The 13,395-nt window shown below is 71.3% G+C and carries 9 protein-coding genes; 4 read left to right on the forward strand and 5 right to left on the reverse strand.

The genetic code is table 11. From position 1 onward, the window contains the following. Positions 1-82: 82 nt before the first annotated feature. Together QM517_RS11880 and QM517_RS11885 are read right to left on the reverse strand one after the other, a co-directional pair. Positions 83-1,972, reverse strand: coding sequence for a glucose PTS transporter subunit IIA (locus tag QM517_RS11880; RefSeq protein WP_283287614.1), 1,890 nt, complete (start codon positions 1,970-1,972; stop codon positions 83-85). 120 nt (positions 1,973-2,092) lie between these two features. Next, complete coding sequence (locus QM517_RS11885; RefSeq protein WP_283287616.1) at positions 2,093-3,700, reverse strand: glycoside hydrolase family 68 protein; 1,608 nt, start codon at positions 3,698-3,700, stop codon at positions 2,093-2,095. A gap of 267 nt (positions 3,701-3,967) precedes the next feature. Between QM517_RS11885 and QM517_RS11890 the strand changes: the two genes are divergently transcribed. Genes QM517_RS11890 through QM517_RS11900 form a run of 3 tightly spaced genes read left to right on the forward strand, consistent with a single transcriptional unit; the run spans position 3,968 to position 7,841 of the window. Beyond that, complete coding sequence (locus QM517_RS11890; protein WP_283287618.1) at positions 3,968-5,086, forward strand: choice-of-anchor L domain-containing protein; 1,119 nt, start codon at positions 3,968-3,970, stop codon at positions 5,084-5,086. Next, entirely contained in the window at positions 5,083-6,204 is a 1,122-nt protein-coding gene (locus QM517_RS11895) for a hypothetical protein (protein ID WP_283287620.1), read from the forward strand. The genes QM517_RS11890 and QM517_RS11895 overlap by 4 nt, the downstream gene beginning before the upstream one ends. After that, positions 6,201-7,841: a glycoside hydrolase family 32 protein gene (locus tag QM517_RS11900; protein ID WP_283287623.1), complete on the forward strand. Its 1,641-nt coding sequence runs from the start codon at positions 6,201-6,203 to the stop codon at positions 7,839-7,841. Before QM517_RS11895 ends, QM517_RS11900 begins: the two co-directional genes overlap by 4 nt. A 39-nt stretch (positions 7,842-7,880) precedes the next feature. On the opposite strand, the gene QM517_RS11905 is transcribed toward QM517_RS11900, so the two are convergent. The 3 genes from QM517_RS11905 to QM517_RS11915 all read right to left on the reverse strand — a co-directional run bounded on the left by QM517_RS11905 (position 7,881) and on the right by QM517_RS11915 (position 11,892). Next, positions 7,881-8,855, reverse strand: coding sequence for a LacI family DNA-binding transcriptional regulator (locus tag QM517_RS11905; protein WP_283287625.1), 975 nt, complete (start codon positions 8,853-8,855; stop codon positions 7,881-7,883). A gap of 150 nt (positions 8,856-9,005) precedes the next feature. Then, positions 9,006-10,331, reverse strand: a complete 1,326-nt coding sequence (locus QM517_RS11910; RefSeq protein ID WP_077049516.1) for a UDP-glucose dehydrogenase family protein — start codon at positions 10,329-10,331, stop codon at positions 9,006-9,008. A 73-nt stretch (positions 10,332-10,404) separates the two neighbouring features. Further along, entirely contained in the window at positions 10,405-11,892 is a 1,488-nt protein-coding gene (locus tag QM517_RS11915; RefSeq protein ID WP_077049601.1) for a sugar transferase, read from the reverse strand. A gap of 416 nt (positions 11,893-12,308) precedes the next feature. Between QM517_RS11915 and QM517_RS11920 the strand changes: the two genes are divergently transcribed. Beyond that, complete coding sequence (locus QM517_RS11920) at positions 12,309-13,394, forward strand: PIG-L family deacetylase (protein WP_283287628.1); 1,086 nt, start codon at positions 12,309-12,311, stop codon at positions 13,392-13,394. Position 13,395 lies beyond the last annotated feature (1 nt).

Consider the following 13,395-nt stretch of genomic DNA (forward strand, 5'->3'; position numbering starts at 1 on the left):
GACGATGTCGCCGACGAACCGGGGCTGGTTAATCGGTTACGCAGAACGTAGCAACGTCTCGCGAGGTTGGTCAAGCGGTTAATCACATGTTTTCCGGCGAACCGATCGGGCGCAGAACGGGCGTACCCGCGACGACCCGGGTCTCCCCGTCGATCGGTGCGAAGGTGCGCGCCCCGGCCTCCGTGACGATGGTGAGCACCACCGGGTCCAGCTCCGCCGCCACGATCGCATCGAGATCCGCGCGGGCGAGTGGATCTCCCGCGGCCACCCGGTCGCCGGCGCGGACGAGCGGACGGAACCCGTCGCCGTTCAGGCGCACGGTGTCGATGCCGATGTGGACGAGGACCTCGGTCCCGCCGTCGGTCGTGATGCCGTACGCGTGCGCGGTCGCCGCGACGGCGCTGACCGTGCCCGCCACGGGCGCGGTGATCAGTCCGCTCTCGGGCGCCACCGCCGCCGTGGGTCCGAGCGCGCTCGCGGCGAACGCCCGATCGGCGAGGGACTCCACCGCGACGCGCCGACCGGCCACGGGGGAGAGGATCGCGGTCTCGTCGCCGCTCCGGCGGGGATCCTCGCCGTCGATCGGGCGCCCCCGCCGCCTCCGCCATCGCGCCCAGGCCAGCGTGCCGCCGAACGAGAGCAGCATCGACACCGCCAGACAGACCAGGAACGGCCCGACGCTCCCGGGGGCGATCGAGGCGAACCCGAGGAGCCCGGCGGCGCCGAGCGTCACCGCCTCGACCCGCCACGCGGCCAGGAGCGCCGCCGAGACCGCGGTCGCGCCGACGGCGATCAGGAACGGGACGCGCAGCCGGAGCGTCACGCCGAACATCGCCGGCTCGGCGATTCCGAGGGCGGCGGGGGCGGTCGCCGTGGCCGCGAGGGCGCGCAGGCGCGTCCCCCTCCGTGCGCAGAGCCAGACCGCGAGCGACGCGGCGGCCTGGGCCCCGTTCGCCGCCGCGGCGATCGGGAAGATGAACGATCCCCCCGTGGACAGCAGACCCAGCTCGATCGCGATGAGTCCCTGGTGCAGCCCCGTCACCACCAGCGGCGAGTACACCGCGCCCACGAGCGCTCCCCCGAGCACGCCGGCGCCGGTGTAGAGCCATTCCATCCCCTGCGCGGCCGCATCTCCGAGGAAGCGCAGGGCCGGACCCAGGACCAGGAAGGCGAGCAGGCCGGTGGTGAGCAGGGTGAGCAGCGGCACCAGCAGCAGACGCGCCGACCCGCTGGTGCGTCGCGCGAAGAACCGCTCGAGCCGGGCCAGGACGAAGCAGATCGCGATGATGGGCACGACGGTGCCCTGGTAGTCGATGGCCAGCACGTCCACGCCGGCGATGACCCACCCCGTCTCGGGCGTGAGATGGATCGCCGGCAGGGCGCTGTCGGCGGCGAGGCCGGGGGCGGCGACGAGGGCGGCCCCCATCGCGGCGCCCAGGTACGGACTGCCGCCGAAGCGGCCGGCCGCGGAGAATCCGAGGAGGACGGGAAGCAGCGCGAACACCGCGGCTCCGACGAGTCCCACGAGGGCCACGGGGCCGCGCAGCCACGTCAGGGTGTCGACGACGGCTGTGTCGCCGAACACCCCCGGGCCCGCGAGCACGTTGTGCAGCGCCGTGAGCAGGCCCCCCGCGACGAAGGCCGGGAGCAGCGGCGTGAACACGTCGACCAGGACGCCGATGGTTCGCGCGGACAGACGGCCTCGGTGTGCGGGAGCCGTCGTCGATCCGGCTCCGTGACGCACGGCGGCGCTGACGGCCTCCACCCTCCCCGGCCCGACGACGATCTGCACGCGATCGCCGACCACCTGTGCGGCGAGCACGCCGGGGATCCGGGCGAGGGCCGGGACGTCCACGCGAGCGGACTCGGCCGGATCCACCCGCACCCGCGTCGCGCAGTGCGTGACCCCGCGGACGTTCCCGGCGCCGCCGAGGGCGGCCAGGATGGCGTCCGCCATCGTCGTGGCATCCATCGGCACCCGGACCCCTCGCACCCCCCTCGGGGTGGTGTCGTCCAGGCTACGCGGTCACGACGGAACAGGAACGGGGCCCCGCATCGCGGGGCCCCGTTCAGGAGGGAGGGAGAGGGCGCGTCAGCCGACCGGGCGCGCGTCCGCCGCCCCGTCGATGTCGTGCGCGTACCCCGCGGGGATGTCGGCCCACCCGCCGAGACCGTTCGTGCCGTACGAACGGTCGACGGTCACGGCGTCGCCCGCGATGTCGACGCGGACGGTCGGGGCGAGGGTCCCCCCGCGCACGAAGTCGTCACTGGTGCCGATCGTGTCGATGAACGACTGCACGAGACCGTCGGGCATCACGTAGTGCGAGTACGCCTGGAACTGTCCCGGGTGCTGGTCGGGGTGCGGAGCGAAGGGGGTTCCGACCGGGAAGTTCAGGTTGGAGGGGCTGCCGAGGGCCAGTCCCGAACCGCGGTTCACCGGCTGGAAGTCGCTCCGGATGCCGTCGCCGACGAAGCCGTAGACGCCCTCGGGGCCGTCGATGCCCGCCGCATACGTGCCGCGGTGGGTGATCGTGAAGAGGTAGTACTTGCCGTCCTTGATGTAGATCTGCGGACGCTCGGTCTGGTCGTTCACGCAGTTGGCCGAGAGGATCGGCGGCAGGAACCGCCACTCGGTCAACGCCGCGTTCTCGGCCACGGCGAGCCCGACGTTCGCCATCTGGAAGTGCGCGCCCTGATCCATCGCCTGATCAGCGGTCTCGGCGAACGGGTCACCGGGCGCGTAGCCCATGTCGTCCTCCGTGCAGGCGCGCTCGCCGCGGGCGAAGGCGGAGTTGCCCTCGAAGACCATGTACGTCTTGCCGGGGTGGGCGGGGTCTTCGAAGGTGAAGGGGTCGCGGAAGTTGAAGAACTCGTTCTGCGCGCCGGTCTGGTAGTACTCGCCGTCGGCCTGCAGCATGTCGTGCTGGTCGCGGAAGCCCGTCATCCACACGCCGTTCTCATCGGCGAAGAGACGCCCTTCGCTCTGGACGATGCGCGGGTCGTAGGGCTTGCGGTTAGAGCCGTCCTCGTTGCGGTAGAACGCCACGGCCGTGTAGAAGATGCGGAGCTTGTTGCCGTCGAAGATGCGCGTCGAACCCGACCACTCGGTCTGGTGGCTGAACGACTGGTCGTCGAAGATCGCGCCGGATGCGCCGTCGGGGAACACCAGGCCGCCATAGGTCCATCCGCCGTCGGCCGGCCGTTCGGCGACGTCGGCCTTTCGGAAGAAGTAGCCGAGCTTGGCGTAGGTGTGGCGGTCGTCGAACCCGAGCTTGCGGTCGGCGACGAGGGAGAACACGACCTCCCAGCCCTTGAAGCTGGGCTGTGCGGAGGTGCCGTCGGTGAGCGTCCAGCTGTCCCAGACCCACACCTCCTCGTTGCTCATGTCGGGGAAGTCCTGGGGCACCGTCGGCATGGTGTACTCCTCGGGCAACGAGTTCTCCCGCGACGGCGCGGCGGGATCGCTCATGGCCTTGAGCTGGCGTGCGTCGGCCCGGGTCCACTTGGCGGTGAAGTCGTCCTCGGGGTCGAAGGCCTTCTGGGTGTGCTCGGTCGGCGCCGGGAAGCCCGGTACGGCTTCGGGCGCGTTCTGCGCCTGCGCGGGGGCGCCGGCCGCCAGGGCGGCGGTCGTGGCGATCACGGCGGCGATCGCCGCGAGCCGGATGCGCGTACGCCCGGCTCGGTTCTGCGTGGTGGTCACGTCGTTCTGCTTTCTGCTTCGCGTGACGTGGATCCTGCTCCTCGCGGTCAGCGTACGAAACCTGACGCCGACTGTCAAACGATTGACATAATTTGTGTTCGCTGAGAATCTCTGGCACTCTCGACGCGAGCCGCCGAACGGTGCGCTCCGTGGCATCCCTCCTCCTTCGCGGCTATCTGAGCCCGCACCGCCACCCTTTCGCGACGACGTGAACCCGGTCGAACAGACCCCCGTTCGTCGCGCCCGCCACCAGCCCTCTGGAGTGTCATGACCCCTCTCATCCCCACCGCCCGCCGGGCGCGGTCCCGGCGTGTCCCCGCCGCGTCCGCGGCGGCCCTGGCGTCGTCCGCGGCGCTGATCCTGCTGGCCGCCGCCCCCGCCCACGCGGCCGGTTCCCTGTCCACCTTCGAGGGCCAGGATGCCGCGAATGGAGCGAAAAGCTTGATCGGCGGCCACGTTTCGCTGGCGTCGGCGACGCTCGCATCCGGCCGTGGCGTGCAGGTCGCCTCCTTCGCAGAGCTCGACCTCGGTCTTCCGGGCGGCCCCGTCTCCGGTGTCGCGCTGAGCACGGGCTCGCTGCGCGCCGCTGATTCCTCGGCCTCGTCCGACGTCGACTTCACCGCCTCGGCGCTGCTCGGCCCGAACGGCAAGCTCACCACCACGGGCGATCTCGGCGGTGGTGGTTCCGCCGTGCTGGAGTCCTCGTCCGGTCGGACCACCTACGACGCCGCGGAGCTCCACCTGGAGGTCGTTCCCGAGGGCGACACTCTGACAATCGTTTACCAGATCGGTAGCGAGGAGTACGCGGACTGGGCCGCGCGCGACTACACCGACGCGTTCGGTGTCTTCGTCGACGGACGCCTCTGCTCCACCGTCGACGACCTCCCCGTCGGCATCGAGTCCATCAACGCGGACACGCGTTCGGAGCTCTTCGTCTCCAACCTCACCGCCGGCGGCGCACCCGGCGATCGCGCGACCGAGATGAACGGCTACACGGTGCCGCTCACCTGCACCGTCGAGGTCACCCCCGGTCAGCCGGTCACCGTCGTCGCCGCGGTCGCCGACACGCGCGACGGCCAGCTCGACTCCACGCTCCTCCTGGCCGCGGGGGGAATCTCCTCCGTACCCGGACCCGTGCAGCCGACGACCCCGCCGGTCGTCGATGACGGCGGAGCCGCGGCATCCCCCGACCCGATCCCCGCCTCCGACGCGTCGTCCACCGGATCCGGATCCGCACGACCCGGCTCACCGCTGGCGAACACGGGTGTGGACGGCGCAGCCCTGACCGCCGGGGCGGGAATCGCCGCGGCCGCGGTGGGTGCCGGCGTGACCGCTCTCGTGATCGCCCGCCGCCGCAGTGCCCGCGATGGGGTGAGCGCGCCGTGATCTGCGTCGGCTCCCGTCTCCCCGTCCGTTCCGCGGCCGGCGCGGTGCTCGCGTGCGCGGGGGCGGCGGTCCTCGCGGCCCCCGCGCACGCGCGCGTCGAGCTGCCGCTCGTCGCGGAGACCACCGTCGTCCAGGACGGTCCCGCGACCGTCTCGGACGTGCGGTGGGTGCTCCCCGTGGAGGCCGCTCCCGGAGACACCGTCGAGCTCTTCCTTCCGGAGCACGCGGGCGGTGCGGCGGGAGCCGACTGGATCTCCTCCACGGGCGTCGTGATCGGTACGGCGCGGCTCGATGCCACTGGAAAGCTCGTCATCGAGCTCACCGACGCCGTCGCGGACCCCGCCAACCGCGCGGGGGAGGCGATCGTGCGATCGACCGAGGAGGTCGGGCCCCCGATCGTGACGGCATCCTCATCCACCGCCGACGCGACCCTGCGCCCCGGCGAACGACCCGGACCCTTCTACGGCATCCCCGACCGTACGCGCGGCAACAAGTACGGCTTCTGGGCCGACGAGGACGAGACCCGCGCGCGGTGGGTCGTGGAAGCACCGCGCGGGCCGTGGGATGTCCTCGACATCGTCGATCGAGTGGGGCCGGGCCAGCGTATCGACTGCGCGGCCGGGGTGAGCGTGCGATCCGCGGTCGCGACGCATCCGGACACCGGGGCGCTCGTAGACCCGGTCGACGTGCCCGTGGAGCGCGTGCGCGTCGACTGCGGTGACACCGAAGTGGCGGTGCACGTCGAGCCCGTGGGCGACGAGATCGTCGAGGTCGCCCTCGACACGCTCCCGGATGCGCCCTCGACCGAGATCACCAACGCGGCGACCTTCGAGGCGCGCCGCACCCAGCCGGGTGAGCCGGTACGCGCGGTCGGCTGGGAGTCCCTCCTCGTCGAGCAGCCCCCGGTCCCGCCGACCGCACCGCCGACGCCGGAGCCGCCCCTGCCGGAGCCCCCGGTGGCCGAGACCCCGGTGCCCGCGCCGCCCGTGCCCGCACGCTTGGCCGAGACGGGGTCGGAGGGATCGGCTGTGTCGTTCGCCGCGGCCGCCGTCGGTCTGCTGGCCGCGGGGTGGACCGCTCTCGCCCTGCACGCGCGCCGTGCCCGGAGGCGCGCATGACGGGCGTCGAGAATCCCCGCGCGAAACGATCCCTGCGCCCGGGCCGGGCGACCCTGCTGTCGCTAGTCGCGGCCGGCGTCGTGGTGGCGATTGGCCTCGTGATCCTCCTGCTCCCGCGCGACGCTTCGCCGCCCGTCGAACCGACGCCCACGGTGACGTCCGACGCGTTCGACGTGCCCGAGGGCTGGGAGAGGTTCCGGCCCACGTTCCATCTCACCCCCGAGCGGCACTGGATGAACGACCCGCAACGCCCTGTCCTCATTGACGGCGAGTGGCACCTCTACTACCTGTACAACGCCGACTACCCCGAGGGGAACGGCACGGAGTGGCATCTGGCCACCTCGGCCGACATGGTGACGTGGAAGAACCGCGGTGTCGCGATCGAGAAGTACCGCAACGGGCTCGGTGACATCCTGACCGGCAGCGCCGTCGTCGATGAACGCGACACCGCGGGATTCGGCGCGGGCACGATCGTCGCGCTCACGACGCAGCAGGACGAGGGAGTGCAGCGGCAGTCGATGTTCACCTCGGCCGACGGGGGCCGGACGTTCCAGAACTACGAAGGGAATCCGATCATGGACAACCCCGGCGTCACCGACTGGCGCGACCCCAAGGTCGTCTGGGACGACGCCCACGAGCGGTGGGTGATGGTGCTGGCGGAAGGGGAGCGCCTCGGCTTCTACACCTCCACGAACCTGCGCGAGTGGACCTACGTCTCGGACTTCGTGCGCGACGGCTACGGCCTCCTCGAGTGTCCCGACCTGTTCGAGATGGTCGACCCGGTCTCGGGGCGCCGCACCTGGGTGCTCGGAGCGAGCGCGGATGCCGCGCGCTCCGGCGGCACGACCGGCTTCGCCTACTGGACGGGGACGTGGGACGGGGAGCGCTTCGCCGCCGATGCCGACGAGCCGCAGTGGCTCGACGGAGGATCCGACTTCTACGCCGCGGTGACGTGGGACGACCCCCGCGACGGGGACCGCGGCCGACTGGAACGCCGGTTCGCCCTCGCGTGGGTCAACAACTGGGCGTACGCCCGGGAGCTGCCCGGCGGAAGCTGGCAGGGCGGCTCCCTCTCGACCACGCGCGAGATCACGCTGCGCGAGGTGGACGGGCGCCTGACGCTGCTCTCGCAGCCGGTCACCGAGGTCGCGGCCCAGGAGGGGCGGGCCCGCTCCGCCGTCGCTCCCGTGACGGTGGTCCCGGGGAACATCACCGCGTTGCCGGTGCAGAGCACCGGGGCCGCCTATCGCCTGCGGGCGACCGTGTCCGCTCCCGACGGCGGCGAGGTGCGGCTCCGGCTGGGCTCGTCCGAGCGAGGGGAGGTCACGGTGGGCTATGACGCCGAGGCGGGGAAGGTCTTCCTCGACCGTCGCCGCGATGAGGCGGCGGATGCCCTGCCCGACACGTATCGCGAGGTGCGCGTCGCCCCGGTCGGAACCGGGGGGACGGTCGTCTTCGACGTGATCGTCGACGCGTCCTCGATCGAGGTCTTCACCGGAGACGGGCAGGCTTCGCTCACCTCAGCGGCGTTCGTCGATCTCACGGGGGGCGTCACCGTCGAGTCCGTCGGGGCCGGGGCGGAGATCCGCGACGTCTCCCTGTCCCCCCTCGCGGTCAACGACCCGGGCGCTCGCTGAGGGAGTGCGGCTCCGCCGGGATCCGGCGGAGCCGCACCGTCAGGAGGTCCAGCCCTGCAGCAGCTCGACCGGGAGAGGCTCTTCCTCGACCTCGGTCAGCGTGGCATCCGCCATCCGTGCCCGCAGCAGGTCGACGGCCCGGGCGGCCATGCGCTCGATCGGCTGACGGACGGTGGTGAGTCCGGGCACGGCCATCCGCAGCGCTGCGGCGCCGTCGTAGCCGACGATCCGGAGGTCGTCCGGGACGCGTCGTCCGGTCTTGCGCGCCCAGTCCAGCGCCATGAGCGCGGTGAGATCGTCGCTGGCGAACACCCCGTCCGCGGGGTTCAGGGTGAGCCATGTCTCGATGGCGGCGCGACGACGATCCACCGGGGTGTCGTAGCCGTAGGCCATCACGCGGGGCTCGAGTCCGTGGCGGTCCATGACCTCGCGGTAGGCCGCGGCGCGCGCGTTGCCGGCGTGATCGGTCGCGGTGATGTGCACCGGTGAACGGGATCCGCGGGAGATCAGGTGTTCGGCGGCGAGGAGTCCACCGGTGCGGTTGTCGCTGTGGACGGTCGGGATGCCCTCGCCGAGTCGTCGGTCGATGGCGACGATCGGCAGATCGGCGCGTCCGTAGCCGGCGACGTCCCGATTGTGCGTGGAGCTGATGATCCCGTCGACGCGGTTCCCCTGCAGGAGGTCCAGGTAGCGCTCTTCGCGTTCGGGGGTGTCGTGGCAGTCGCAGAGGAGCATCTTGTAGCCGCTCTCGGCCAGTGCGCCCTCGACGTGGGTCGCGAGTTCTCCGAAGAACGGGTCGGCGACCGTCGGGACGATGAGCCCTACGAGCGTGGAGCGCTGGCCGATGAGCGACCGGGCGATCTCATTGGGGCGATAGCCGAGTGCCGTGACCGCGTCGTCGACCCGGCGGCGGATGTCGTCGCTGAGGTACCCCCGGTTGTTGAGGACGCGCGAGACGGTGGTGACCGACACGCCCGCGTGCGCGGCGACGTCCTGCAGCTTGGGTCGGCTCATCGGATGCTCACGCTCCAGGGTCGGGTTACGGGCGCGGGTGCCCCCTCGACGGTATCCCACCGGGTCGCGGACTCCGGGCCTCTCGGCGTCGTCCGAACGAGGTCGGGCCCGCGACAGGATGCCGCGGGCCCGACGGGGAGTCGTGCGTGGTCAGGGGCGACCCATGCCGTAGTACGTCCAGCCGGCGGAGCGCCAGGCGGCGGCATCCAGGCAGTTGCGTCCGTCGACCACCACGTGACCGGCGGCGAGCTCGGCGGCGTGGGCGGGATCGAGCTCGCGGCGGTACTCGTCCCACTCGGTGACGACGATGACGGCGTCGGCTCCGCGCAGGGCCTCGTCGCGGTCCTCGACGTAGGTCAGCTGCGGGTGGATGCGACGGGCGTTCTCGATCGCCGCCGGGTCGGTGAGCGTCACGTCGGCGCCCAGGCCGTGCAGGCGCACCGCCACATCGAGCGCGGGGGAGTCGCGGATGTCGTCGCTGTGGGGCTTGAAGGCCGCGCCGAGGACGGTCACCTTCTTCTCGTACACCGACCCGCCCAGCGCCTGCACCGTGAGGTCGACGGCGCGGTCGCGACGGCGCAGGTTGATCGCGTCGATCTCGCGCAGGAACGCCACCGACTCACCGCGGCCCAGCTCTTCGGCGCGAGCCGAGAAGGCGCGGATGTCCTTGGGCAGGCAGCCGCCGCCGAATCCGATGCCGGCGCCGAGGAAGCGGCGACCGATGCGCGCATCGTGTCCGATGGCGTCGGCGAGGGTCGTCACGTCGGCGCCCGTGACCTCGGCGATCTCGGCCATCGCGTTGATGAAGCTGATCTTGGTGGCGAGGAAGGCGTTGGCCGACACCTTCACCAGCTCGGCCGTGGCGTAGTCCGTCACGATGAACGGGGTGCCCTTGGCGATGGAGGGGTGGTAGACCTCGCGCAGGACGTCCGCGGTACGGGCGCCTTCCTCGCTGGGGGCGCCGTCGAGGCTCGGCACGCCGGCGACGAGACGGTCGGGGTCGACGGTGTCCTGGACGGCCCAGCCCTCGCGGAGGAACTCGGGGTTCCACACGAGGGTCGCCCCGCGCTCGGAGACCCGCGGTGCGAGCGACTCCGCCGTTCCGACCGGCACGGTCGACTTGCCGGCGACGATGTCCCCCTCGGAGAGGTAGGGCAGCAGGCCGTCGACGGCGGCGTGGACGTAGGTGAGGTCCGCGGCGTATCCGCCCGGCTGCTGCGGCGTACCCACTCCGATGAAGTGGACCTTCGCGCCCTGTGCGGCGGACATGTCGGTCGTGAAGGACAGTCGGCCGGAGGCGATGCCCTCGGTGAGGATCTCCTGGAGTCCGGGCTCGAAGAACGGGGCCTCCCCCTTCGAGAGCGAGGCCACCTTCCGCTCGTCGACGTCGATGCCGACGACCTCGTGTCCGATCGAGGCCATCGCGGCCGCGTGCACGGCTCCCAGGTATCCGCAACCAATCACAGAAAGACGCACAGGTCTCCTCCAGCTTTGTTGAGAGACGGCGCGCGAGTGTCGCGCCGTCGACCCGCGCGGGAGCGCGGGGAGTTCACGCGGCCGTCTCGCCCGGTGCCAGTGCGGCACGGGCGGTCTTGCCGAGGATGACGAAGTCGCCCACGAGCGTCCAGTTCTCCACGTAAGAGAGGTCGAGGCGCACCGACTCCTCCCACGAGAGGGAGGAACGTCCGCTGACCTGCCAGAGGCCCGTGATGCCGGGCTTGGCCAGGAATCGACGATGCACGTGGTCAGCGTAGAGCGCCACTTCCGACGGCAGCGGGGGCCGCGGACCGACGAGCGACATCGACCCGCCGATCACGTTGAACAGCTGCGGCAGTTCGTCGAGGCTGAACTTGCGCATGATGCGGCCGATGGGCGTGACCCGCGGGTCGTTCTTCATCTTGAAGAGCACCTCGTTGCCGGCATCGCGTTCTTGCCGCGCGAGCTGCTCGAGAAGATCCTCCGCGTTGACGACCATGGAGCGGAACTTGATCATCGTGAATTCGCGGCCGCGGAATCCGACGCGCTTCTGCCGGAAGAACACGGGGCCTTCGCTGGAGAGGCGGACCGCCATCGCGAGGAATGCGAGGAGCGGGCTCAGCACGATGACGCCGGCGATGCTCGCGACCAGGTCGACGGTGCGCTTGAGGAAGACCTGCCCGCGGGAGAACCGCGGCGTCTCGACGTGGATGAGGGGGAGTCCGGCGACCGGGCGGGTGTGGAGCCGAGGTCCCGCGATGTCGATGATGCTCGGTGCGAGCACGAGGTGCTGCCGCCCGGCCTCGAGGCTCCACGAGATCTGCTTCACCTTGTCGGCGGGCAGTTCGTCTGCACTCGTCACGGCGACGGTGTCCGCGCCGGTGACCTGGAGGGCGCGCGAGATGTCGCCGACGTGGCCCATGACCGGGATGTCGGTCCCGGGGATGGTGTCGGCGACCTTGCCGCTGGGGACGCACGCGCCCACGACGCGGTAGCCGGCGTTCGGGTTGCGGGCGAACTCGCGGGCGAGCTGGGTGACGGAGGGGAGCGACCCCACGAGCAGGACGTTGGCCGAATACTTCCCGTGCGAGCGCTGCACCACCAGCCACTGCCGCCAGAGCCAGCGGGTGAAGATGAGGACCAGGATGCCGACGGGCAGGCTGATCAACAGGTATCCGCGGGCCACGTCGATCTGGGTCAGGAAGGCGATGATCGCGATCGTCCCGAAGAGCCGGAAGCTGGAGTCGACGACGCGGATGTACTCCTGCGACCCCGTGCCGAGCACGCGGTCGCTGCGGGAGTCGATGAACGACAGCGCCCACATCCAGGCGACGACCAGGACGGCCGAGAAGATCCAGTAGGAGAGGTCCGTGATGCGGCTGTCGCGGCTCGCGGCGACGGCCGCGTTCCCGGTGCCGAACCACGCCAGCTGCGTGCCGTAGACCACCCAGATGAGTGCGGCGAGGTCGGTGAGGATCAGGTTGCGGCGATACCGCTGGCGCCAGCGGTCGTGCGTCGAGGAGGGGGCCTGGGGGCGGCGGTCCAGGAAGGACCCGCCCATCGGTTTCATCGTCGTCGTCGCATCGTCCATGCCGACGACGGCGCCCTGCGACGTCGATGTCGCGCCGACCTTGAGGTCAGACGTCACAGTGCGTAGGCCCCTTTCCCCGGTAACCCCGGATCGTGGTTCTTCTCGGAACGATAACAGCCTCAACTCACCCCGTGAATCACCCCTGTATGAACGGATTGTTTCCTGAGCGTGCGCAGCAGTCACCCGAAGTTTCCCCAGATGAAGGCCATGTCCGCCGATCGGGGGACACGGTCGCAGCCGCGGGTTCGCAGACCGGTTGCATCGTCCGCCCGCCGTCGAAGGGCACCCGTGCCCGCACTCCTTTGGTGCACGGGTTCGGGTCGCCTAGACTCGGCCGCGGCCGGTGGCTTCCCATCCCCCCGGTCGCGACTCCGGGGGGATCGCCGATGACACGCGCAGACCGGCCGACTCCCCGGCCGCCTCGGTGGGGAGCGGGCGTCCTCATCGCCGTGCTCGCCGTCGTTCTCCTCGTCGGCGGTTCGATCGTCGTGTCCACCGCTCTGGGGATCTGGCCTCTGGGCGCGGCGACCCCGCAGGCGGCACCCGCGGCCACCCGGACGCCGAGTCCCGCGTCCACGGCCGCGCCGGTTCCCCGCGTCGCCCCTTCGACGACGGCGAGCCCCACTCCGACGGTGCCCCCGTCGCCCGCCGTCCAGGCCTGCGACGGCGACACGGTTCTGACCGTGTGGGCCCACCCCGACGACGACATCATCTTCGGCAACCCCACCATCTCCGACGCCATCGCCGCGGGCCAGTGCGTTCGCACCGTGTTCCTCACGGCGGGCGACGCCGGAAAAGGACTGGACTACACCCACGCGCGCGAGCTCGGCATCCTCCGCGCGTACAACCACATGCGCGGTGCCGACGGGCTGTGGGATTCCACCGTCGTGACCCTCGACGCCGGGCTGCGGCTGGAGAGGCTGACCCCCCAGGGCGACCCGCGTCTGTCGGTGATGTTCGTGCGCCTTCCCGACGGCAACATCACCGACCGGGGATTCGACGCCACCGGGCATGCGTCGCTGAGCAGGCTGATCGACGGGGACATCTCGACGCTCGCGCCGGTCGACGGGGGTCCCGCGGTGGACCGTGCGCAGCTCTCCGCCGCACTGAGCGAGATCGCCGTCGCGCTGCACCCGGTGCGCACGCTCACGCACGTTCCGCGCGGCAGTTCGTATGCGCCGGGAGACCATCCCGACCACTCCACGGTGGGCACGCTCGTGCGCGACTCGATCGGACAAAACCCGGCGGCGGCCCCCGGCATCCTGTACTTCGTCGGCTACCCGTCGATCGACCTTCCCCGCACCCTGGACGGTGCCGTCCTGGATGCCAAGGTCGAGACGTACCGCATCTACGCGCAGCAGGACTCGGTGGTGCGATGCGCCGACCGCGACGCGTGTCTGAAGACCCGCAAGTTCGGCGAGTGGCTGCGGAGGTCGTACCCCCTCACCGAGGCCGACCTCCGCATGTCCTGAC

Origin of the sequence: Microbacterium sp. IEGM 1404 (assembly GCF_030056775.1) — a bacterium.
Lineage (GTDB): Bacteria > Actinomycetota > Actinomycetes > Actinomycetales > Microbacteriaceae > Microbacterium.